This is a genomic window from Burkholderia sp. AU38729 (genome assembly GCF_020419725.1).
GTDB lineage: Bacteria > Pseudomonadota > Gammaproteobacteria > Burkholderiales > Burkholderiaceae > Burkholderia.
On sequence record NZ_JAIZQO010000002.1, the window covers coordinates 14,231 to 37,552 of the forward strand.

Genomic DNA, 23,322 nt, shown 5'->3' on the forward strand with positions numbered 1-23,322 from the left:
GCGAACCTCCGTCACGGATTCAGTTTCAGGACGGCGCCTTCGACCGTGTGCTCGGCGGTCGCCGACGACGTCACCGTCTTGCCGTTCACGCTGTGGGTGTTCGTACCGGTCGACGCGACATTGACGCCCTGGATCGTGATCGTGCCGTCGCGCTTCATCACGATGCTGGACATTCCGCAGACGAGCGAAAGCTGGTCGCCGGCGTTGACGGTCACCTGATGCTGTACGTTTGTCGTATGGTTCGCACCGACGTTGACGGTGTGTTCGCCGCCGACCGTGTGCGTATGCGCGTTCGCGATCGTCGACGTTCGCGTGCCGATTTCCTCGGTATGCGTGGACGCGACCTGCGTCTTCATGTCCTGAGACGTCGTGTGATAAAGCTGCGCGACGCTCAACGTCTTGCCCTCGCCGATCGTTTCGGTCTTGGCTTTGGCGACCGTCTCGGTATGCACACCACCGATGGTCGCGTCACGATTCGCGGCGATCGTCACCGTTTCGTTCTGCCCGACCGTCCGCGTCCGGTTGCCGACAACCCCATGCGTCTCGTTCGCCCCAATCTGCGCGACCCGGTTCTGCCCGATATTCACCGTCTCGTTCTGCCCCACACTCCGTTGCCGGTTGTTCTTCACCTGCATCGTTTCGTCGTTCCCGACCGTATGCGTATGGTTGTTCCCGACGGAAAGCGAATGATCGAGCTCCGTCTCCGCATCGAAATTCCGCTCGGCATGCATCCACAGCTGCTCGGCGCCCTTCTTGTCCTCGAACCGGAACGCATTGGCGTGGTCTGTCGTCCCGCCCGGCGACGACCGTGACAACAGCCCGCTCTGCGTCGCACTCCCCGGCAGCCCCCACGGCGGCATCTTCTCGCCGTTGAAAACCCGCCCGGTGACGATCGGCTCATCGGGATCGCCATTGAGAAAATCGACCACCACCTCATCGCCCACCCGCGGTATCTGCACGCCCCCGAACCCACCTCCGGCCCACGGACTCGACACCCGCACCCAGCACGACGAATCCTGGTTGCTCTGCCCATACCGATCCCAGCGGAACTGCAGCTTCACGCGCCCGTACTGGTCGGTCCAGATTTCCTCCCCCGGCGGCCCGACGACGGTGGCCGTCTGCGGCCCGTTGGTCCGCGGCCGCGGCGTCTCGCGCGGCGGCCGGTAAGGCAGGCTCGACGGCTGCACGAGCATCATCGTCTGATGCACGACGGCCTCCGCACCTTGGTCGCTCGCATACGCGTTCTCCTGAAACCGGTACTGGCACCGCACGATCAGGTATTCGCGGTTCTGGTCCGCCCGCGGGCAATGTTCGAGCGTAAACAGATAACCGGGCGCGACACCGCGCACATCGGTATCGGCGTTCGCCCGCTCATGTTCCGCCTGCTGTTCCTCGAGCCGCACGCGGCTGTAATGCGCTCCGGGCGCATCGTCGCGATATCCACCAGGCCATTCGAACGACGCGAAGCCGTCATGATCGTGCCCACGCGGATCGACCTTCTGCGACGAAAGATCGGCGCGCGGCTTCGTATAGTCGTAGTCGGTGGTCTGGTGCCGGCCGACGCTCACCGCCTGCGCGGGCAGCCAGCCGTCGATGTGCTCCTCGTCGGCGATCGCGGTGCGGTCGCGCGCGATGTACGGAATCGTCTCGTAGCCGGGCAGCACGGTGTGCGACGACATCGCGTCGCCGAGCATCAGCGTATGCGTGTCCTCCGCATGCCGGAACCAGAAGTAGATCCCCTCGAACTCCATCAGCCGCGACACGAACGCGGCGTCGGTCTCGTTGTACTGCACGCAATAGTCGCGCGGCACATACGATTCGGCGAGGTGGTTCTCGATCGGAAAGCCGTACGTCGACAGCACCTCCTGCACGATCTCGGGCACCGTCTTGTTCTGGAAGATCCGGCAATCGGAGCGGCGCGTCGCGAGCCACAGCCACGGGCGCACGATCAGCTCGTAGCCGTAGTAGCGCTCGGCGCGCCGGCCGGAAAGCGATGCGCGCGCAACGATGCCGTTCAGGTAGCGGGTCGACAGGTCCTGCTGTTCGATCCGGACCGTCACGGGCTTGCCGAGCATGTCCTTCAGCGACAGGCTGTGACTGTCGGCGAGCGCCTCGATCCGGAATTCGAACAGGCGGCCGAGTTCATCGCTGCCGTCGAGCGTATGGAACTTGAGGCCGTCGCCGTGCGGGCTGTCGAGTGTGAATACGCGACTCAAGTCGTTTCCTCCTCGTCGAACCGGTACGTGAATTCGCCGTCGGCGGCGCTCAGCTCGATCGACGACAGCGTGCGGCCTTCGAGCGTGGCCTGCAGGATCGCGCGGCCGATGCGCGGCATCACGGTGTGCGTGAGGATCGCGTCGACCATCCGGCCGCCGGATTCGATCGTCCGGCAACGCTCGACGACCAGCGCGGTCGCCGCATCGGTGCAGCGCAGCCGGATGCCGTGGTGCGCGTCGATCCGCTGCGCGATCCGCCGCAATTGCAAGGCGACGATCCGCGCGAGCGTCGCGTCGGTGAGCGGGTAGTACGGCACGACGGTCAACCGGCCGAGCAGCGCCGCAGGAAACACGTCGAGCAGCGGCGCGCGCAGCGCATCGGCGAGCGTCTGCACGTCGGGCAGGCGCTCGGGATCGCGGCACAGCTGCATCACGCGATCGGCGCCGACGTTCGAGGTCAGCAGGATCACCGTATGCCGGAAATCGATGTCGCGCCCCTCGCCGTCCTCCATCCAGCCCTTGTCGAATACCTGGAAGAAAATCTCGTGCACGTCGCGGTGCGCCTTCTCGATCTCGTCGAGCAGCACGACGCTGTACGGGCGGCGGCGCACGGCTTCGGTGAGCACGCCGCCCTGCCCGTAGCCGACGTAGCCGGGCGGCGCGCCCTTCAGGGTCGACACCGTATGCGCTTCCTGGAATTCGCTCATGTTGATCGTGATCGCGTTGTGTTCGCCGCCGTACAGCGTGTCGGCCAGCGCGAGCGCGGTCTCGGTCTTGCCGACGCCGGACGGCCCGCACAGCAGGAACACGCCATGCGGTTTCTTCGGATCGTCGAGCTTGGCGCGCGCGGTCTGGATGCGCTCGGCGATCAGTTCGACCGCGTGCTGCTGGCCGATGACGCGCTCGCCGAGCGTATCGGCGAGCTTCAGCACGGCCTGCGTTTCGTCGCGCACCATGCGGCCGAGCGGAATGCCGGTCCAGTCGGCCACGACGGCGGCCACCGCGTGGGTGTCGACGGCGGGCAGCACGAGCGGCGCATCGCCCTGCAGGTCGGCCAGCGCCTGCTGCGCGGCCGAGAGACGGGTTTGTGCCGCACCGCGTGCATCCGCATCGAGTGCGTGGGACGGATCGTCGTCGAGCAGCAACGCACGGGCATCGACGATCGCGGTCAAGGCGTCGCGTTCGGTTTGCCAGCGGGTGTCGAGCCGGTCGAGTTCGGTCCGGGCGGTGGCAATGTCGTGCTCGATCGCATCGCGCCGCGCCGTATCACCGGTGCCGAGCGCGCATTCGCGCCCGATCCGCTCCTGTTCGACGCGCAGGCTGTCGATGCGGCGGCGCGCATCTTCGATCGGCGCGGGTACCGCGTGCTGGCTGACGGCGACGCGCGCACAGGCCGTATCGAGCAGGCTGATCGCCTTGTCCGGCAACTGGCGGGCGGGAATGTAACGGTGCGACAGCGTGACGGCGGCCTCCAGCGCAGCGTCGAGCACGAGCACGCGGTGATGGCTTTCGAGCTTCCCGGCGAGGCCGCGCAGCATCGTCAGCGCGGCCGCTTCCTCCGGTTCATGGACGTGCACGAGCTGGAAGCGTCGTGTCAGCGCCGGGTCCCTCTCGATGTACTGCTTGTACTCGGACCACGTGGTCGCGCCGATCGTGCGCAGCAGGCCGCGGGCGAGCGCGGGCTTCAGCAGGTTCGCGGCGTCGCCGGTGCCGGCGGCCCCGCCCGCGCCGACGAGCGTGTGGACTTCGTCGATGAACAGGATCGCGGGCCGCTCGGACGACATCGCTTCGTCGATCACGCCGCGCAGCCGGCTCTCGAACTCGCCCTTCACGCTCGCGCCGGCCTGCAGCAGCCCGATGTCGAGCAGGTACAGCGCAACGTCCTGCAGCGACGGCGGCACGTCGCCGTCGGCAATCCGCAGCGCGAAGCCTTCCGCGACCGCCGTCTTGCCGACGCCGGCCTCGCCGACCAGCAGCGGGTTGTTCTGCCGGCGTCGGAGCAGGATGTCGACGATCTGACGAATTTCCGGATCGCGTCCGATCACCGGATCGATCTCGCCGGCCCGCGCGCGGGCGGTCAGGTCGACGGCGAAGCGTGCAAGCGCCGAGCCGTCGGAGGCGGCGGCGGTCGCGCCGCGCATCGTCATGTCGCCGCCCGGCGCCGCCTGCCCGGCCGGTGGCGCTTCGGGCGAGCCTTCGACGATCGACGCGAGTTCGTCGGCGAGCACGTCCGGCACGATGCGCTCGAATTCGCGCGTAATCGCCAGCAGCACGTTGCGCAACTGCGGTGTTTTCAGGATCGCGAGCAGCAGCACCGCGCCGCGAATACGCGTCGCGTCGTACTTCAGCGTCGCGTAGACCCACGCGCGTTCGACCGCATCGTCGATGTGCACGGACAGATCCGACACCGAGCCCGCGCCGCGCGGCAGCTTGTCGAGCGCGGTAACGAGCCCGCGGTCGAGCGCGGCGTCGTCCACGCCGAAGTGGCGCAGCACGCGCGGCAGGTCGCCATCGGGCCGCTGCAGCATCTGCTTGAACCAGTGCGCGAGCTCGACGTACGGATTGCCGCGCAGCCGGCAGAAGCCGGTCGCCTGCTCGAGCGTCTCGTAGAGGAACGGATTCAGCTTTCCGAACAGGTTGGCGCGGCCGATATCGGACATGACGGTTCCCGTTTAGGCGGTTTCGCGATGAAGGGGGGCGCCGCCGCGCCGCACGTCGTAGCGAACGACGAGGTCGCGCGCGGGGCCGCGGTCGAGCCGTTGCCCGAGCCACGCGGTGCGGCCGATGCCCTGCGGCGCGCCGAGCGCGATCGCCGGCACCGCGTCGGCCGCCAGTTCGAGCTGCACGTCCCAGTCGAACTCGATGCCGACGTATTCGCGCACCCATTGCGTGAGCTGCCGGGCGTGCGGGCCGTCCGGCAGGAAACGGCGGTACGCGTCGAGCGACAGCGGGCCGAGCACGATCCGGAAGCGCGACTGCGCATCGCGCACGGCCACACCGAGCGCGACGGCGCCGACTCGCAACGTCGGCCGCGTCGCGCGGATCGTGCAGCGCTGCGAACGTTCGATCGCGACCCACTGCGGCACGTGCTCGACGATGCGCGCCTCGACACCGAAATGCCGGCGCAGGATCTGCACGAGCCCTTCCGGGTTGCGCGTGTGCCGCACGAGATGGCCCGCGTGGAACAAGCGCGCATGCGGCGCAAGCATGTCGGTATCGGCTTTCGCGGCCGGCTTGTCGCCCTGCGCCGCCCGCCCGATCAGGCTCGCGACATAACCGTCGAATCGTGCGCGTTCCGGGCGATCGAGGCTCACCGTCGGCTGCGCATCGGCCCAGGCGCGGTAGAACAGCAGGATCAGCCGGTGATGAAACAGGTCGGCGAACGCGGCGAACGTCGGGTCGTCGTGCTGCGCCGCGCGTTCGTGTGCGTATTCGGTCAGGTGCGTGGGCAGCGGCCCGTTCGGGCCGAACAGCCCGAACCCGTGGATCGCGATGCGCGGCGGCATGCCGCTGCCCTCGTCGCTCACGCCGGCCAGCATCGACGCCGCGAACGCGAGCGACGGCTGCTGCCCGAGCCGCACCGGCTCGTCACGCGGCCGCGTCGCATGGCCGAGCGGCGCGCGGCCGGGCGACAGCGCATCGAGCCAGCGCAGCGCCTGAAACAGGTCGTAACCGTGCGGCGCGGCGCGCAGGCGTGCCCACCACGCGTCGCGGCGTGCGGCTTCGGCAGCCGGCCCGGCGGCCGGAGACATATCGCGCTTCATATCGCGGGCCGCCTGCCGATGCGCGCCGGCCAGTGAGCGAGCGTGCCGCGCTGCGCACTGGTCAGCACGCATTCGGCGAACGCATTGATCGACACGTGACGCGCGAAGAACTGTTCGAGTACCGCGCCGAGCAGGAACGGACTGTCGCCGGAGAATGCGTGATCGTCGACGGTCACGTCGACCTGCACGCCGCGCCCGAACATCAGCGGCCCGGACGCCGGCAGCCGGCGGAACACCGGCGAGAACGCCACGCGCAGCACGCCGTCGATCTGCCGGCGCATCGCGGCATCGGCCGGGTCGGCATGCAGGCCGAGCAGTTCGCGCAGCGCATGCGCGCCCTCGTCGTCGTCGAGATCGGTCAGCGTGTGGCGTGCGAGCCCGAGATGGCGGATCAGTCGCCACGCGGTTTGCGCATCGGCGATCGGCGGGCGCGGCCGCGACGGGCCGCGGATCGCGACGATGCTTTCGACCGGGGCCGATACGCGCAGCGTGAACGTGTTCGCGTCGCCCGGTGGCTGCAGCAGCACGAGATCGCGGTTCGTGCACAGCGTGTCGGCCGCCAGGTAGCGCATCGTTTCGTCGTACGGCGCGCACTGGCTGTCGACGAGCGACACGTAGGTTTCGCCGCCGACGTAGCCGGTGCGCGTGCCGTTCGCACGTGCCTGAGAGGACACCAACCTCGGTTCGCGCCGCACCGTGTAGTAAGCGCCGTGATTGCCGTCGTCGCTCGCGAACGATGCATGAAACGGCCGGAATTCGCGCGACTGGCCATCGTCGCGCTGCTCGCTCGCGAGCCGCTGCACCGCATAGACCTCGTAGTCGAGCGGCCGGCTGCGATCGACGACGACATGGTGCTCGCGCGCGCCCGGCTGCAGCGGAATGCGGTCGGCGCGGCGCGCGAACAGGTTCACGGCCGGCGTGCAGTTCAGCGCGAGGTGTTTCGCGCTGACGGCCGCTTCGAGTGCCGCGTCATGGCGGTCGAACAGCACGGTCAGCTCGAACGCGTCGCCGGTCGCGCGCGCGAGCGCGGCGCGCAGCCCGCCGATGCTGAAGAACAGGAAGCGCGCCGGAAACGCGAAATACTCGCGCAGCAGCCGGTAGCCGTGGAAGCTACGGCCGTCGTCGGGCAGGATCGCCTGGGCGGGATCGAAGCCCTCGTGGACGATCGCGTCGGCATCGAGCGTATGCAGCCAGCGCGGCGGCTGCGCCGGATCGTGGCACACGACGCCGAGCGCATGCGCGGCGATCAGTTCGAGCAGGTGCAGCGCGTCGCGTTCGGGGCCGGCGAGATGAAACGTCAGCCGGTCGAGCGGCAACTGGGACAGTTTGGCACCGCCGCGCGCCTCCAACCGGATGCGCAGCGCGCCGCGCACGTCCTGCCGCGCGGCGAACGCGCCGCGCGGCAGCCACGACGGCGCACCGGTGACGGTCGCATCGGTCAGTTCGAGCGGCCACAGCGTCAGGTCATGCGCGGTGCGGAATTCGCAAGCGGTCTGCTCGGACGCGGCCGGACGCGCGCGCAGCGCGGTGCCGGCCGGCAGCCGCCAGCCTTGCGCAAGGCTGCCTTCGTTCAGCAGCGGCGCGAACCGCACGATCGCCATCGACGGCAGCGGCGCGATATAGCCGGGATACACGGCATCGAGCAGCGCCTGCGTGAAGCGCGGAAACTCGGCGTCCATCTTGAGCTGCACGCGCGCGGTGAGGAAGCTGAAGCCTTCGAGCAGCCGCTCGACGTACGGGTCGGGCGGCCCCGATTCATTGAGCCGCAGCCGCGCGGCCACTTTCGGGAACTGCTGCGCGAATTCGCCGCCAAGCTCGCGCAGGTACGCGAGTTCGCGGTTGTAGTAGTCGAGCAGGCGCGTATCCATCGCGTCAGGCCCCTGCCACCGATTGCAGCGACATCGCGCCCGTCTCGAGATCGAGGTCGGAGCGCAGCACGAATTCGAGCGGATGCGGGATCGACCACAGCGTGCCGCGTATCTCGAACAGCAGCACGTTGTGGCGCCGTTCGCCGGCGCGGCCGCCGGCGGCGTCGATCACGCTGCGCACTTCGACGCTGTCGGGCGCGATGCGCGGCTCGAAGCGGAGGATCGCGTCGCGGATCGACGCCTCGACCGACATCCGCTCGACGCCCGACATCGGCTTGCCCACGAGCGGCCGCATTCCGTAGTTGAGCACCGACGCCTGCGCGTGCGCGAACGCCGACCAGTCGACGAAGCCGTCCTCGGCGTTGCGCGTGTTGAGCAGCCACGCGAGATCGCGCAGCACGGCCGCGCGCAGGCGTTCGGTGCCGATCCACTGCGCGCCGGGCGCTTCGGCGGCGCGCTGCGGCGAGTCGTCGGTGAGCCGGTCGAGCAGCGCGGGCTGGAGCCGGTCGCGCAGGCTGCCTTCCCTGCCGTCGCGTCCGTCGCGTCCGTCTCGGGTTCGCGGGTCGTCCATCGTCATCTCCGCGCCGTCACATCTCGGTGTTTTCCTTGATGTTCCAGCCGACGGTCACCTCCGCGCCCTTGCCGCCGTTGTCGTTCTGCTGCCAGTACTGCTTCTTCACCTTCGCGGCCTGGAAGCCGTAATGCATCATCAGCCGGTCGGCGACGTCGCCCGGATCGATGCCCGCGACCTGCGCGGACGTGACGAGCACCTCCTGCAGCGTCACGCGCATGAACTCGACCTGCGTGCCGCCCGTCTTGCACGCGGAGATCTCGACCGACGACAGGTGCTTGCCGTTCGCGCAGTTCTTGATGATCGCGGGCGCACCCTTGTCCATGTACGCGGCGACGACGAGATCGTTGAAGCTCGCCTTGCCCGCGTTGCCGCCGCTGCCGCTCGCCATCGCGCCCGGCTGGCTCGCGCCCCACGTGAACGACTGGATGTCGGTCCAGCCCTTGTGCTGCGCGTCCGCCGATTCGCCGGTCACGCCGTCCACCTTCATAAACATTGCCACGCCCATTGCCGTCTCCGTTTCAGTGCGATGTCAGGATGAATGCCGCGTTGAATGCCGATCGTTGCTTGCTGCGCTGCTCACTCGTTGGCCGCCTTCGCGGTCGGCAGCCGCGAGATGAGCCGCAGCGACACCGTGAGCCCTTCGAGCTGGTAGTGCGGCCGCAGGAAGAATTTCGACGTGTAGTAGCCAGGGTTGTCCTCGATCTCGTCGACCACCACCTGCGCGGCCGCGAGCGGCTTGCGCGCCTTGGTTTCCTGCGACGAGTTGATGGGGTCGCCGTCGACGTAGTTCATGATCCAGTCATTCAGCCAGCGCTCCATGTCGTCGCGTTCGCGGAACGAGCCGATCTTGTCGCGCACGATGCACTTCAGGTAATGCGCGAAGCGGCAGCACGCGAACAGGTACGGCAGGCGGCCGGACAGCCGCGCGTTCGCGGTCGCGTCGGGATCGTGGTACTCGGCCGGCTGGTACAGCGACTGCGCGCCGATGAACGCCGCGAAATCCGAGTTCTTCCGATGCACGAACGGCATGAAGCCGTTCTTCGCGAGCTCGGCCTCGCGGCGGTCGCTGATCGCGATCTCGGTCGGGCATTTCTGGTCGACGCCGCCGTCGTCGGTCGGGAACGTGTGGCTCGGCAGCCCTTCGACCGCCCCGCCCGATTCGACGCCGCGGATCGACGAACACCAGCCGAACTGCTTGAACGAGCGGTTGATGTTCGCGGCCATCGCATACGCCGAGTTCGCCCACGTGTAGCGGTCGTGGTTCGCGGCGTCGGTGTCTTCCTCGAAGTCGAATTCGTCGACCGGGTTGGTGCGCGCGCCGTACGGCAGCCGCGCGAGAAAGCGCGGCATCGCGAGGCCGATGTAGCGCGAATCCTCCGACTGCCGCAGGCTGCGCCACGCCGCGTATTCGGTGTTCTGGAAGATCTTCGTCAGGTCGCGCGGGTTCGACAGCTCCTGCCACGAATCCATCTGCATCAGCTCCGGCGATGCACCGGCGATGAACGGCGCGTGCGCGGCCGCCGCGATCTTCGACAGCTCGCCGAGCATCTCGACGTCCGGCGGGCTGTGGTTGAAATGGAAATCGCCGACCAGGCAGCCGAACGGCTCACCGCCGAATTGCCCGTATTCCTCTTCGTAGATCTTGCGGAACAACGGGCTCTGGTCCCACGCGACGCCCTTGTAGCGCTTCAGCATCCGCGCGACCTCGTTGCGCGACGCCGGCAGCGCCTTGATCTTCAGCAGCTCGTCGGTCTCGGTGTGCGTGACGAGGTAATGCAGCCCGCGCCACGCGCCTTCGAGCGTCTGGAATTCGTTGTGATGCAGGATCTGGTTGATCTGCTCGGACAGCTTGCGGTCGATCTCCGCGATGATCTGCTTCACGCTGCCGTACGCGTCGGTCGTCATGCCGACCGTGTGTTCGAGCGCCTGCTGCGCGAGCGTGCGCACCGCGCGCTCGACCGACTCGCGCGCCTCGGCCGTCTTCGGCTTGAACTCCTTCTGCAGCAGCGCGGCGAATTCGTCGTGCGCGACGGCCGGTTGCGCGGCGTCGCGCGTATCCGCGCGGGATTGGACGGGATCATTCATCGCGGGCCTCCGGTTGGGTCGCGTCGCCGCCCTGCGCGGGGTCGTGCGGGTTACGCACGAGCGTTTTCAGCAGGTCGGGATCGTTGATCGCGCGCTCGATCAGCTGTTCGGCGCCGTGCTTGCCGTCCATGTACGACAGCAGGTTCGACAGCTCGGTGCGCGCCTCCAGCAGCCGGCGCAGCGCGTCGACGTTGCGCGCGATCGCGGCCGGCGAGAAATCGTCGATCTGCTCGAACGTCATGTCGACGTTGAGCATCCCTTCGCCGGTCAGCGTGTTCGGCACCTGGAACGCGACGCGCGGTGCGATCGATTTCATCCGCTCGTCGAAGTTGTCGACGTCGATCTCGAGAAATTTCCGCTCCGGCAAGTCCGGCAACGGCTCCGCACGCTTGCCCGCCAGGTCGGAAATCACGCCCATCACGAACGGCAACTGCACCTTGCGTTCCGCGCCGTAGGTCTCGACGTCGTACTCGATCTGCACGCGCGGCGCCCGATTGCGCGCGATGAACTTCTGTCCGCTGCCTGCCGCCTTGGTTCTGTCCGTCATCGTCCACTCCTTCACATCGATCAGGTTGCGCAGTTCGTCGTCACCGCCCGCATCGCGGCGGCGCTCACTCGTTTCATTCGCTCCGCTCGCCGCTCAGCAGGTCCAGCTTCGGCAGGCTCTCCGGCGCGAGATCGCGGATGATTTCGTAGAAGTCGAGCGCGAGCAGCCGTTGCGCGCGCCGCAGCAGCAGCGGCGCCGGATGGCTCGGCTCGTGTTGCTCGAAATAGCGGCACATCTTGTCGAGGCCGATGCGCACGTCGTCGCGGCTCGTGACCTCGGCATCGCGCCAGGTGTGGGCGTTCGGTATTGCCCCCGGTGCGGTTGCGGCGGCGCCTGGCTGTGCCGTGTCGCCGGGCGCGGCCTGCTGCATGTCGGGCGACCCCGGTTGAGGCTCGGGCAGCGGCACTTCGCGCACGATCCGTTGCAGCGCCTTCTCGGCGTCGCCTTCGTCGGGCGTCCATTCGCGGCCCAGCCGGTCCGTCACACCCACGCGGATCGCCTCCAGCGCCCGCAGTGCCGCGCGCGCCGCGTCGAGCGGCGTCGTGCCGTCGCTGCGCGCGGCCGACAGCGCAGCCAGCAGGCTGTCGCGACTGCCCGCCACGGGGCTGCCGGTGTCGTCGCGGCCGTCGAGCAGCCGTTCCGCGTCGCGCACGCTCGGACCGCCGTCGAACAGCGACTGGCGGCGCGCCGCGCGCGCGCAGTCGTGCGCGCCGGCTATCTCGGCGAGCGCGTTCATTCGCAATGTCGGGTCCGGTTCGCCGTCCGCGTCGAGCCGCGGATGCAGGTCGTCCCAGCGGCGTTCGAGCAGGTTTGCGACGAGCGCGAGCGCGTCCGCATAGCCCGGAATACCGTGTTGCTCGGTCCAGCTTCGCGCGAGACAGGCGAGGACGCGCAGATCCTTCGTGCGCGCCGACAGCGCCAGCGCGAGGCGCTCGACCGCCCGCCAGTCGGGCGCTTCGGCCGGGATCACGGTGTCGCCGTATTGCTGCTCGGCACGCGGCGTCGCGCGCTCCTGCAGTTGCAGGAACTCGGCGTCGTATTCGAGGTTCGCGCCGCACCGCGCATCGGGCGCGACATCCGCGAGCAGCTGGCCGATCAGGTCGGCGCGCGGCGTCGCCGGCAGGCCGGGCGGCACCGTGGCATATGCGGCGGCGGCAAGCGCCGCCTGGCTGACGTCATTCGAATGCATAGTCGATGTTGACCGGTTTGCTGCCGAAGTCGATCGCCACGGTGCGGTGCAACGGCGGCAGCGTGCCGTTGCGGATCTCGATCACGTAGACGCCCGGCGTCAGCGATACCGAGCGCAGCGGCGGGCTCGCGCCGCGCCGCGCGCCGTTCACGTAGACGTCGCCCCAGGGCCGCACGTTGAAACGCACCTGCACGGTTTCCTGGGCCTTCGGCGGACGCGGCTGCGACTCGGCCGTTGGCGCGTTGACGGTGGCGACGGCAGTCGCGGCCTCCGACGGCGCCTTTGGTGCTGGTGTGGGCGCAGTCGCCGGTGTGGTTGCCGCTTCCGACGGCGGCACGTTGACGACGCGTTCCGACGAATCGAGGCTGCCGGCGGGGGCGATGCCCGAGCTGGAGCCCGACGGGGACGGAGCCGGGTTCGTCACGGTGGTCGCAACCTGCGGCGCGGGCGTGGCGGCTTCGACGGCAGGCGCGCTGGCCGGCGCGGCGGCGACAGGCGGTGGAACCTGCGCGGACGATCCGGCCGGCAGGCTGGACGGCGGCACGACGGTCGGTGTCGGCCCTTGCTGGGCCAGCGTGGCGCCCGGCGTGCTCGCGGGCGGTGACGTGCCGGCCTGCGGCTGGCTCGCGACCGGTGCGGCTTCGTCGGCGACGTGGGCGGGACGCGACAGATAAGTCGCCGCGAGGCCGACGGCGATCAACGCAACGAGTGCGCTGCCGGCGTAGACAGGCAGGCGGCGATTGCGCGATCCAGGCGGAGCGTGGCCGCGTTGGGCGCCGGTCGGCACGGATGCGCCACTCGATGACGAGGCCGACGCCGATGCGGCGGGATGCGGTGCGGTCGAAGCGGCGGCGCCGGCAGCCGCGGATGCGTTCGCGTTGCCGGAACCGGCTGCACCTTGCGCGTCGATGTTCGGGGCCGTATTCGCTGATCGCGTACCGGCGTCGTTGTCGGTCGTTGGGGATCGCGTACCGGCTGCGTCGTGTGTGTCAGTTCGTGCAGCGGGCGCTTCTTGCTTGCGTTCGACGTTTCCGTTCGGCGTTTCGTATTCGACCGGTTTTTCAACCGGTTTCGCAGACGATTGAGACGTATGCGATGCAACAGACGCTGCGAGCGAGCCCACAGCCGCAACGGCGGCGCCTTGCGCGATGGTTCTGGACGTCGAAGGCGCATCGGCCTCCGGCTTGGCGCCGGACACGCCAGACGATGCGGATGCCGTCGTGTCCGTGGGTGTAGACACATGATCCGCACCACCGGCTGTCAACGCCCGCCCATCCGCCGCAGCGTTGCCCGAAGCGGTCCCGCCAGCACCGATCGAAGCCGCCGCAGCAGCCGACGCGACGCCGGACGCAGCAGAAGCCTCCCCCTTCCCTTCCCCGCTCCTGCCTGCCTCACCCGCCGGCGGCACGACCGCCGCGCCATATCCGCCACCCGTCCCGACGTCCCGCAACCCGAGCTCCGCCGCGAACGCCGCGACCGATTCCGGCCGATCCGGAATCCGCAACTGCAGCGCATGATCGACCGCCGCGAGAAACGCCGGGCTGTACACCTCGCCGGCCGGCAGTTCGCGCGTCGCGAGCGGCCGGTACGTGTCCTTGATGCTGCGCACGACGGCCGCGGGCGGCAGCTCGCCGGTGATCATCGCGTGCATCACCGCGCCGAGCGCATAGAGATCGGTCCACGGCCCCTGGCTGAACGCGGGATCGTCGGTGTACTGCTCGATCGGCGCGTAGCCGGGCTTGATCATCATCGCGCCGTCGTCGACCAGGTCGCCGATCCGTTTGCGCGCCGCGCCGAAGTCGAGCAGGATCGCGCTGCCGTTCGGCCGGATCAGCACGTTGTCGAGCGCGACGTCGCGATGGAAGCACTGCGCGCGATGCAGCGTGTCGAGCGCGCCGAGCAGCGCGCCGACGATATTGCGCAACTGCGTCTCGCTGATCCGCATCCCGCCGTCGAGCAGCTGCTTGAGCGTGCGCCCTTCATAGAACGGCATCACCATGTACGCGGTGCCGTGGCTTTCCCAGAAATGCAGGACCTTGACGAGCCCCGGATGATCGAATTGCGCGAGCAGGCGCGCTTCGTTGAGGAACGCGCCGCGGCCGGCGTCGAAGGCCTGCGCGAACCGCTCGGAGCGCAGCGATACCGTGTAGTCGCCGCCGCGCGTCGCCAGCATCGACGGCATGTATTCCTTGATCGCGACCGCGCGCCGCAACGTGCGGTCGAATGCGCGATAGACGATCCCGAAGCCGCCGATGCCCAGCACCTCGTCGAGCTGCAGTTCGCCCAGGCGATGGCCGAGCGGCAGCGGCCGCACCGTGAATTCGGATGCGTCGCCGCGTGTCGCCGTGTCGTGCTCGTTGTCTCTCGATCCAGCGTCCTTCATCTCCACCACCTCTCGAAACCGCGTCCTTTCCACCCGCCGCATCCGCCGCGCCCGGCGGCCCGCCGTCGGTCAGCCGGGGGCCGCTAGCTGCCGCCGAACAGCGTCAGGAACAGCGCGTTGTCGGGCGTGCCCGTATGCGCATGCGTGCGCAGCGGCGATCCGTCCGCGCGGTTGGTCCACCAGAAACTGGTGCCGCCGTGCGGATCGAAGTAACCGGACAGCCCGGGCCACGCGGCCGGGGCCGGCCGTTCCGGCGGCGGCGCCGGCATACCGTCGACGATGTCGGCGTAGGTGTCGTCGCCCGGCGTGAGCCGCACGCGCGCCAGCATCTGCTCGAGATCGCCGGGCGCGCGGGCATGGCGGATCGTGTCGAGCAGCGCCTGGCCGACCTGCCAGTAGAACGTGTCGGCGGCATCCGGCAGCCCGTTCCAGTAATCGGTGGCGCGCATCGGCAGCGTGACGATCACCGGGTAGTAGCGCCCCACGCGGTCGCAGCTCGGCGCGAGGCAGCCCGGCTGAATGCACGACGCCCCCGCGCCCGCCGGAATCAGGAAATTCCAGACCGGCGCGACCGTGTAGTGGCGCTCGATCTCGTCCGCGCCGCGCTGGCGCATCGCGGCCATGCCCTGCTGGAGCCAGCGCTCCCACCACAGCGCAAGCGCATGCGGCAGCCGGCTGTTCACGAAGTCGCCGGCGCCGGGAATCTTCCCGTACCAGGCCGGCGCATCGCCGTCGGTACGCGTGAACGGCGGTGTCGGGCTCATGGCTTCGGCGGGCATGTAAAGGACTCCATCTGGGGCAGCCTGAACGGGTTGCGGACACTGCCCGCATTCACTTGCAGCACGATCGGTTTGCCGTCGACCGTGAAGCGCGCAATCATCTGGTCCGAGCCGCGCCCGGCCGACACCCCCGCGCGGTCGAACAGCCGGTGCAGCGCCCACGGCCCGTCGGTCGAGAAGCCGTCGGTCGCGCCGGCCTGCCCGGACACCTGCAGCCGCACCTGGTTGCTGCCGCGCGGGCCCGGCCAGTTCACCGCGCTCTGCACGAGCGGACCGTGCGCGTAGCGGACGATCTGCCCGTCGACGTCGAGCACCATCTCCGTGATCGACGGGTCCATTTCGAGCGGCTGAATCTGTACCTTCAGCTGGGCGGTGCGCGCGCCGCCGCCGAAGTAGACGTCGCGGATCACCGCCGCCTTCTCGAACGACGCCAGCATCGCGGCGGCCGACGGATCGGCGTCCGCATTGCGGTTCGCGAAGCGCCACGGGTGCGACGTCGTATCGACGATCGACTGCAGGTTCTTCTGGAAGAAGTCGTCCATCAGCCCACCGGGCGCGAACATCTGCGCGAAATCCGCCGGCGCGACGTCGCGCGCCGCGCCGCGCGCGAACGGATAGCGGCCCGCGATCGCCTGCCGGCAGAAGTCGCCGACGTTCGCGCCGGCCCGCGTCGCGACGCTGCGCTGCTCGACGGTCGCCACGCTGCCGTTCGCGACGTTCGACAGGTCGTCGAGCACTTCGCGGAACGGTGTCGGGAGGCGGCCGGCCTGCGCACGCAGCTTCGCGGGCGCATCGGACGGCGGCGGCTGCGCGCCGCTCCTCAGTGCGTCGTCGGTGGCCGTCAGGTACGTGTACAGCGCGTCGATCGACTTCAGCACGTCGTTGAATGCCGACGCCTGGTCGCCGCTGCCCGGCGCGAACGCACGCAGCCCGGCGAAGTGGCTGTCGACGATCTGCTCGGCGCTCGCGGGCGCCGCCGCGGACGCACTCGAATTGCTGCCCTGGCCCGCGAAGATCTGCGACAGCGAGCTGCGCGCCTCGTCGACCTTGTCCTGCGCACGCGCCGCGAGATTGCGCGCCCCGCCCGGTGCGTCGCCGAGCGCGGTGTCGCGTGCGAGCGCCACCATCAGCCGCGTGAGCGGCGAATCGGCGGAGGACAGCGCACGCGCCACCTGGATGCTCTGCGCGAGCGTCGCGGTGCGCTGCAACTTGATGTCGGCGAGATAGTCGTCCCAGATCTTCAGGTAGTCGTTCAGGTAGAGCTGGCGGATATCGCGCGCCCACGCGGCCGCGTCGTTCGGGCCGGGAATCTCGGACAGCCCGAGGTTCAGCACCCACACCTCCTCGCGCCCGTACGCTTCGACCTCGCCGGCCAGGCGCGGCGCGAACACGTTGCGATAGCCGTTGCGCGTGTAGAGCCCCGGCACGCCTTCCGACAGCGGCTTGCCGCTCTGCCGGCGGAACACCAGCGACGCGTCGGGGCCGACCGCCCGCGCCACGCTGAAGTCGAACGCGGAGGTGGCCGGCCGCAGCGTCATCGTCATCTGCCGGTACAGCCTCTGCGAGAACGGCACCTGGCGCAGCCGGTCGCGCACGTCGGCCACGAGCCGCTCGTTCATCGGATACGGCGACACCGCGACCCGGTTGCCGAACAGCGCGGCAAGATGCGCACGCAGCGCGGCGCGTTCGGCCGGCGAGAAATCGGGCGGCAGCGCGCGTTCCATCTCGAGGTCGACGACCGCCTGCACGAACGCGGGATCGTAGTGCGCGCTGTCGTACAGCATCAGGTAGGCCTTCAGCGCCGCATACGCGTATTCGGTCTCGTCGGGCCGTGCATCGCGCAGCGCGGCCTCCATCCGGCTCGCGGCGATCGGCAGCAGCACGTCTTCGAGCGCGCGCCGGTACACGGCGTCGACGGCTTCGTCGATCTTCTCGCCCTGGAACAGCCCCCACCGATACGCGAGCGGCGGATGCTGCAGGTCGACGCCGCCCGCATTCGCGAGGTTGCCGAGCGCGTCGAGCACGGGCAGCAGGCGCGCGACGTCGGCCGCATCGGAGAATTTCGCGCCGGCGATCTGCGCATCGACGGCCGGCACGCGCCCGGCGATCTGGTCGAGATACGTGCGGTTGTTCGAATAGCTGCGCAGCCACGCAAACAGCACGGCCACGCACACCAGCGCGAGCAGCACGTAGCCGGCGATCTGCAAAACGCGCCGCTTCTGGTGCCAGCGCAGGTCGCTGCCGGCGAGCGCGGCCTCGCGGAAGATGTGTTCCTGCAGCAACGACTTCAGGAAGAAGCTGCGCCCGGTCGAGCCGACCTGCGCGACCGGCGGCACGCCCTCGATCTTCAGGAAGCGCTTGATGCCGCTCATCACGCGATCGAACGCGGTGCCCTCCTGCGTGCCGCTCGTCAGGTAGACGCCGCGCAGCATCGGCATCGGCTCGTAGCTCGACACGGAAAACACCTCGGCGACGAACTGGCCGAGCATGTCCTGCAGGTCGGCGATCTGCTGCGGCAGCAGGTACGTCATCTCGCGCTGGCGCGCGTCGGTCTGCGCGGCGAGCAGTTCGGGCAGCCCGTCGTTCAGCCGCTGGTGCAGCAGCCGGTATTCGCGGTCGAATGCCGCCCGCAGGTCGAAGCCCGGCGCCTCGCTCTGCGCGAGCGGGAACGTGAAGCCCCACACCTGCGCGCATTCCGCGCGGCCGTAGTGGCTGAAATACTCGGCGAAGCCCGCGAGCAGGTCGGCCTTCGTCACGAGCAGGTACACGGGAAAGCGGATGCCGAGCTGCGCGCGCAACTCGAGCAGCCGCTTGCGCAGCACCATCGCGTGCTGCGTGCGTTCGGCTTCCGACGCACCGAGCAGGTCGGCCACGCTGATCGTCAGCATCGCGCCGTTCAGCGGCTGGCGTGTGCGGTACTTCTTCAGCAGGTCGACGAAGCCTTTCCATTCGGCCTCGTCGAGCGCGCGATTGCCCTCGTGCGTCGTGTAGCGGCCGGCCGTGTCGATCAGCACCGCGTCGTTCGTGAACCACCAGTCGCAATGCCGCGTGCCGCCCACGCCGCGGATCGCCGCGCGGCCGAACTGCTCGGCAAGCGGAAAGCTGAGCCCGGAATTCACGAGCGCGGTGGTCTTGCCCGAGCCCGGCGCGCCGATGAACACGTACCACGGCAGCTGATACAGATACTGGCGCGACATCCGGTCGAACCAGCGCGGCAAGCCCTTGCGCGCGGTGTCGGCCTGCCCGAAGCGCACCTTCTTCAGCAGCGAAGCGGCTTCGTCGAAGCGGCTGCGCAACTCGTCGAGCTGCGCTTTCGCCGGATCGTCGGCGACAGCCGGCCCGGGCGCGGCCTCGCGCAGCTGGTTCAGCAACTGCGCGTTGAGGCGGCCGGCGCGCCAGCTGCGCCACGCGACGCGTGCGCCCCACGCGATGAACAGCACCGCGATCGTGAGCCCGCGCGCCCAGCCGCTTTCGAGCGGCCGGACCTCGGCGAACGCGAACAGCGGCCCCGCGAGCCACACGAAGCACGCGAGCACGACGAGACCGGCGAAGGTCCAGATCTCCCGCGACGGCAACGGCCGGACGAAACGCGCGACAGCCTGGTTCATGGTCAGTTGGCTCCCTGCGTGGCGCTCGCGCCGACGGCGGCACTGCCGGGCGCCGGCAGCAGCGTGATCTCGACGCGCCGGTTCAGCGCGCGGTTCGCCGGCGAATCGTTCGGCGCGACCGGATCGAGCGTGCCGCGCCCTTCCGCCGCGAGCCGCTCCGGATGGTCGAGCCGCGCGGCGATCATCCCGCGCACGGCTTCCGCGCGTTCGCGGGACAGGTCCCAATTCGACGCGAAGCGCGCCGTATGCACGGGCGTGTCGTCGGTATAGCCGGTCACGCGCACGTTGCCGGGCACCTTGTTCAGCGCATCGGCCACGCGCGCGAGCACCGGCACGTAGCGGTCGATCACCGATGTCGAGCCGGACTTGAACACCCCGTCGCCGCGCAGCACGATCACGCTGCGGTCGGCCTGGTCGCGCACCGCCACGAGGCCGGCCGCGATCTCCGGTTCCAGGAACTTCGCGATGCGCGGTGCCTGCGCCGGGCGCGGCGGCGCCTGCGCGGGCTGCAGTTTCGGCACGTGCAGCGCATCGATCGACGCGAACAGCCGATCCGAATGCCCGGCGAGCGCGATGCGCAGCCCGACGAACACGCCGAAGCCGATCAGCAGCGCGAGCGCCACGCACACCCACAGCGGCACGCCGAAGCGGCGCGCGACATCGCGCGTGACGACGTCGCGCCAGTGCGGCGACAACGCCGGTTCGAATTCGCCGCGCACCGAGCGGATCGTCAGCGCGAGCTGGTGGCGCAGCGCGTCGAGCTGCGCATGGCCGTTGTCGAGCACGCGATAGCGGCCCTCGAAACCGAGCGCGAGACAGAAATACAGCAGCTCGAGCAGGTCCAGATGCTGGCGCGGCTGCTGCGACAGGCGTTCGAGCAGGTGGAAGAATTTCTCGCCGCCCCACGTCTCGTTGTGGAACGACACGAGCAGGCTGTGCGACGACCACACGCTGCCGCCCCACGGCGTCAGCGCGGCGGCCTCGTCGAGCGCCGTGCACAGGCAGTAGCGCGCGCCGATGATCGCTTCCGACGGCACGCCGGCCTCCTGCGCCCGCGCCTCGAACTGGCGGATCTCGACGACCAGGTGCTCCCGCAGCCACGCGGGGTTCGGGTGATGGACGGTCGAGCGGATCTGCGGCACCAGGTTGAGCAACGGATTCGCCGCCGCGACGAGCGGGTTCGTGCCGCTCGCGGCCCAGCGCCCGGGGCGCGGCTGCGTCGCGGTCGGGCCGGCCGCGCCCGCCGCGGCCGGATGCATGCCGCCCGGATTCGGCGGCACGAATCCGCCGGCGCCGGGGGAGATCGAATCGGAGGAGGAATTCATCGCGTCGCCCCGCCCTTACCCGCGTATCGCCCAGAACTCCATCGAGAGCCCAGGGAATTCGCCGGCGAAATGGAAAGCGAGACCGCCGGAGCGCGCCAGCTGCTTCCACAGGTCGCTGCCCTTGTCGATCTCGAAGTACGTATGGCCCGCGTGATACGGAATCTGCCGCGGCGCGACCGGCAGCTGGCGCATCGTGATGCCCGGCAGCTGCAGCTGCACGAGATCGCGGATCCGTTCGACCGGCCCGAGCTTCGCCTGCGCGGGAAACCGTGCGCGCAGGCTGTCGGCCGGCACGTCCGCGCGCACCGCGAGCACGAAGCCGGCGGTGTCGCGCAGCGCCGGGTCGGCCAGCGTCGCGACGCGGATGCCGTTGCCCGCATCGCGCAGCTCGATCTGGATCGCGTTCTGCTCGAGCACCGTCGACAGCGACCGGCGCAGCTCGGTCATCAGCTCCGCGAAGCTCGTGCGCAGGTCGTCGTGCACGTAGACCGCAAGCGACTGCGGGCGCCGGCCGGCCGCCGTGAACGTACTCAGGTCGCAGGCGAGCTTCAGCCAGTCGCAGAACAGCGCCTCCGGGTGCGTCGACACGTGCTGCTGCGCGTGCCAGGTCAGCGCGAGATAGCGGTTCACGAGCTGCAGCAGCAGGAAATCCGCGACTTCCGACACGCCGCCGCGCCCGGGCTCCGACAGCCGTGCAGCGAGCGCTTCGCTGCGTTGCGTGAGCAGCCCGTGCAGCTCGCGCGCATACGCCAGCAGCACGGCGTCGTGCTGCGCGACGAGGCGCGGCGGAATGTAGCCGTCGTCGACGAGCAGCCGCGCGTCGGTGCGCCGCTCGACGATCCGTGCGACGCCGAGCGCGTGCCAGTCGCCGGTCAGCTCGGCTTCGAGCATCAGCCGCACGTTCAGGCGGCCCGTCTGCAGCAGCGCGGGGCCGAGCGCGACCGCGTTCGCGTCGGCCACTTCGTATTCGCGAACGACGTAGCGCGCGACGTCGGCGCTGCTATGCGTACCACTTGCGCCGATCGCGGCATTGGCGCCGCTTGCACGTGCACCCGCACCGAACGACACCTCCTCGCCGCCGCCACGCCACAGCGGCAGCGCGAGCACGACGAGCTGGTCCTTCGCATCGGCGGGCACGTCGAGTGGCTCGGGGAGATCGTCCGGATGGGAGAGGTCGAACGGCGTGCCGTCGCGCATCACGCCCGATGCGGTGCGCAGCGCGACCTTGCCGAGCGCCAGTTGCTCGCGATCGAGTTCCAGCGTGTCGAAGCCCCAGTAGAAGCCTTGCAGCGGCAGGCAGCGCAGCGCGACGTAGCGTTCCCAGTGCCGTTCGAGCTGCTGGAAATGCTGCGGCCGCAGGAACATCCCCTCGGTCCACACCACGCGCTGGCGGAGCGCCGCGACCGGCGTCGCGGACATCGTCGGTTCGGTCATGGGCGCCCCTTCGCATCGTTCAGCGCGACGCCGCCATTGCGGACGGCGATCGACAGCTTCAGCTCGCCCGGCGACGTCTGCCAGAACTTGTAGAGATTGAGCTGCTTCGCGCGCGGCAGCGGCACCGTCAGCCGCCAGCGGTTCTTGTCGAGCATCCGGTATTCGGCGACCACGCCGATCGCGCCGGCCTCGACGTTGCCGCGATAGTGCAGCGTGCGCGACTCGCCCGGCCGCAGGATCACGCGGTCGGTGCCGAGCAGGTCCGCGCCGAGCACGTTTTCCGGCTTGTCCTGCAGCGAGAAGAAATCCGCGCTGCCGAACGACGCCGCCGCGCGGAGCTGGAATACCTTCAGCACGATCGGCGAAGGCTTGCGGTTCATGTCAGGGTTGACGTCCGGCGCAACGTCAACGGTGATCGCATACGGCACCGCCGCGGCGTGCTCCGTCGCACCGCACCCCGGCAACAGCATCACGCATCCCCATACGATGAAACTGCTCGACCGCCATTGCATATTCCACCCTCGCCACCCAATAGCCGTGCGCCGGTTTTCGACTTCGAAACCGGATGACCTGATTGAAAAAGGGACAATTAATTGATCGGTAATTGTGTAACCGGCATATCCATCCATTGCAATTCGTGTCGGCAAATTATTCTTGTAAAAAGCCGGGTCATATCATTAATGATTTTTGAAAGCCGCTTTGGCGAGATGATGGGCAATTGAATCGGGATTGGTAAATTAATGGCAAAAGTTAATCCGGCCGGTGCACGCGGGCGGCCCGGTTCCATGACGTGGACACCTGTCGGATGGACGCGGGGCGCAAGCCAGCCACCCGCCGGGCAACGGACGCTCGCGACGGAGGTGGTGTGGCAGGCTATTCGTTTCGCACGAACGGACGGCACCGTTTTTCGTGCATTGACGTGCGCTGACCAAACAACTGACGAATCCGAAAAACACAGCGAACTATAGGCCGTTTTTCCGGTTTCACAAGCACGGAGATTCGTAGTCGATTCTGCATTCAGGTGGAAACGGATTGCCGAAATGAAACAAAATGTAACAGCTGGTTGGGTGCCGATGATTGGCACTAGAATCCAACAGCGCTTGTGTGCCACCTTCCAATTACGCCAATCTTTAATTTCAATAATGAAAGGTCGTTCATCGCTCGTTCTTTTTCTCGGCGCACTGTTGCTGGGGGCCGGCGGGTGCAGTACGTCCCCGACACAGTCGGCTGCACGCGCGACGCTCGACAGCGCGCGCGCCGCGTACGACAGCGGCGACTACGGGCGCACGATCGCACTGCTGAGCCATGCGAAGGAGATCGACGGCGCCGACCCCGACACGCAGGTGGCCGCGCACAAGCTCCTCGCGTTCAGCTATTGCGTGACGAACCGCATCACGCCGTGCCGCGCCGAGTTCTCGAAAATTCTCGACCTCAACCCGCGCTTCGACTTGTCCCCTGCCGAGAAGGGGCATCCGATCTGGGGGCCCGCGTTCGAATTCGCGCGCCGCAGGCATGCGTCGTCATCCTGAACGAACCGGTTTCCACGCGAG

The 23,322-nt window shown here is 68.9% G+C and carries 17 protein-coding genes; 1 reads left to right on the forward strand and 16 read right to left on the reverse strand.

Annotated features, from left to right (window positions below):
- Positions 1-11: 11 nt before the first annotated feature.
- From tssI to LGM56_RS05220, 16 genes are all read right to left on the reverse strand, one after another.
- Positions 12-2,216, reverse strand: a complete 2,205-nt coding sequence (gene tssI / locus LGM56_RS05145; RefSeq protein WP_226203284.1) for a type VI secretion system tip protein TssI/VgrG — start codon at positions 2,214-2,216, stop codon at positions 12-14.
- Positions 2,213-4,876 carry a type VI secretion system ATPase TssH gene (tssH, locus tag LGM56_RS05150; protein WP_226203286.1) on the reverse strand — a complete coding sequence of 888 codons (2,664 nt, stop codon included), beginning with the start codon at positions 4,874-4,876 and terminating at the stop codon, positions 2,213-2,215. The genes tssI and tssH overlap by 4 nt, the downstream gene beginning before the upstream one ends.
- A gap of 12 nt (positions 4,877-4,888) precedes the next feature.
- Entirely contained in the window at positions 4,889-5,968 is a 1,080-nt protein-coding gene (tssG, locus tag LGM56_RS05155; protein ID WP_413226753.1) for a type VI secretion system baseplate subunit TssG, read from the reverse strand.
- An 8-nt stretch (positions 5,969-5,976) separates the two neighbouring features.
- Positions 5,977-7,848 (reverse strand): type VI secretion system baseplate subunit TssF, encoded by a 1,872-nt coding sequence (gene tssF / locus LGM56_RS05160; protein ID WP_226203290.1) that lies wholly within the window; start codon positions 7,846-7,848, stop codon positions 5,977-5,979.
- Between the two features lie 4 nt (positions 7,849-7,852).
- The gene (tssE, locus tag LGM56_RS05165; RefSeq protein ID WP_226203292.1) at positions 7,853-8,419 is read right to left on the reverse strand and encodes a type VI secretion system baseplate subunit TssE; all 567 of its coding nucleotides are present in this window, start codon (positions 8,417-8,419) and stop codon (positions 7,853-7,855) included.
- A gap of 16 nt (positions 8,420-8,435) precedes the next feature.
- Entirely contained in the window at positions 8,436-8,927 is a 492-nt protein-coding gene (locus tag LGM56_RS05170; RefSeq protein ID WP_027791618.1) for an Hcp family type VI secretion system effector, read from the reverse strand.
- Positions 8,928-8,998: 71 nt separating this feature from the next.
- Positions 8,999-10,507, reverse strand: coding sequence for a type VI secretion system contractile sheath large subunit (gene tssC, locus LGM56_RS05175; protein WP_226203294.1), 1,509 nt, complete (start codon positions 10,505-10,507; stop codon positions 8,999-9,001).
- Positions 10,500-11,054, reverse strand: a complete 555-nt coding sequence (gene tssB, locus LGM56_RS05180; RefSeq protein ID WP_226203296.1) for a type VI secretion system contractile sheath small subunit — start codon at positions 11,052-11,054, stop codon at positions 10,500-10,502. The genes tssC and tssB overlap by 8 nt, the downstream gene beginning before the upstream one ends.
- A gap of 73 nt (positions 11,055-11,127) precedes the next feature.
- Positions 11,128-12,243 carry a type VI secretion system protein TssA gene (tssA, locus tag LGM56_RS05185; protein WP_226203298.1) on the reverse strand — a complete coding sequence of 372 codons (1,116 nt, stop codon included), beginning with the start codon at positions 12,241-12,243 and terminating at the stop codon, positions 11,128-11,130.
- The gene (locus LGM56_RS05190) at positions 12,230-14,626 is read right to left on the reverse strand and encodes a serine/threonine protein kinase (RefSeq protein WP_226203299.1); all 2,397 of its coding nucleotides are present in this window, start codon (positions 14,624-14,626) and stop codon (positions 12,230-12,232) included. The genes tssA and LGM56_RS05190 overlap by 14 nt, the downstream gene beginning before the upstream one ends.
- Positions 14,627-14,709: 83 nt before the next feature.
- Positions 14,710-15,405, reverse strand: a complete 696-nt coding sequence (tagF, locus tag LGM56_RS05195) for a type VI secretion system-associated protein TagF (protein ID WP_226203301.1) — start codon at positions 15,403-15,405, stop codon at positions 14,710-14,712.
- Positions 15,387-19,013, reverse strand: coding sequence for a type VI secretion system membrane subunit TssM (tssM, locus tag LGM56_RS05200; protein ID WP_226203303.1), 3,627 nt, complete (start codon positions 19,011-19,013; stop codon positions 15,387-15,389). Before tssM ends, tagF begins: the two co-directional genes overlap by 19 nt.
- Positions 19,014-19,015: 2 nt before the next feature.
- Complete coding sequence (locus tag LGM56_RS05205; protein ID WP_089496940.1) at positions 19,016-20,338, reverse strand: DotU family type VI secretion system protein; 1,323 nt, start codon at positions 20,336-20,338, stop codon at positions 19,016-19,018.
- 15 nt (positions 20,339-20,353) lie between these two features.
- The gene (tssK, locus tag LGM56_RS05210; protein WP_226203305.1) at positions 20,354-21,772 is read right to left on the reverse strand and encodes a type VI secretion system baseplate subunit TssK; all 1,419 of its coding nucleotides are present in this window, start codon (positions 21,770-21,772) and stop codon (positions 20,354-20,356) included.
- Positions 21,769-22,284: a type VI secretion system lipoprotein TssJ gene (gene tssJ / locus LGM56_RS05215; RefSeq protein ID WP_226204199.1), complete on the reverse strand. Its 516-nt coding sequence runs from the start codon at positions 22,282-22,284 to the stop codon at positions 21,769-21,771. The genes tssK and tssJ overlap by 4 nt, the downstream gene beginning before the upstream one ends.
- 77 nt (positions 22,285-22,361) lie before the next feature.
- A complete protein-coding gene (locus LGM56_RS05220) occupies positions 22,362-22,856 on the reverse strand; it encodes a hypothetical protein (RefSeq protein WP_226204242.1) in 495 nt (164 codons plus the stop codon).
- Between the two features lie 58 nt (positions 22,857-22,914).
- On the opposite strand from LGM56_RS05220, the gene LGM56_RS05225 reads away from it, so the two are divergent.
- The gene (locus LGM56_RS05225; RefSeq protein ID WP_089442474.1) at positions 22,915-23,301 is read left to right on the forward strand and encodes a TssQ family T6SS-associated lipoprotein; all 387 of its coding nucleotides are present in this window, start codon (positions 22,915-22,917) and stop codon (positions 23,299-23,301) included.
- Positions 23,302-23,322 lie beyond the last annotated feature (21 nt).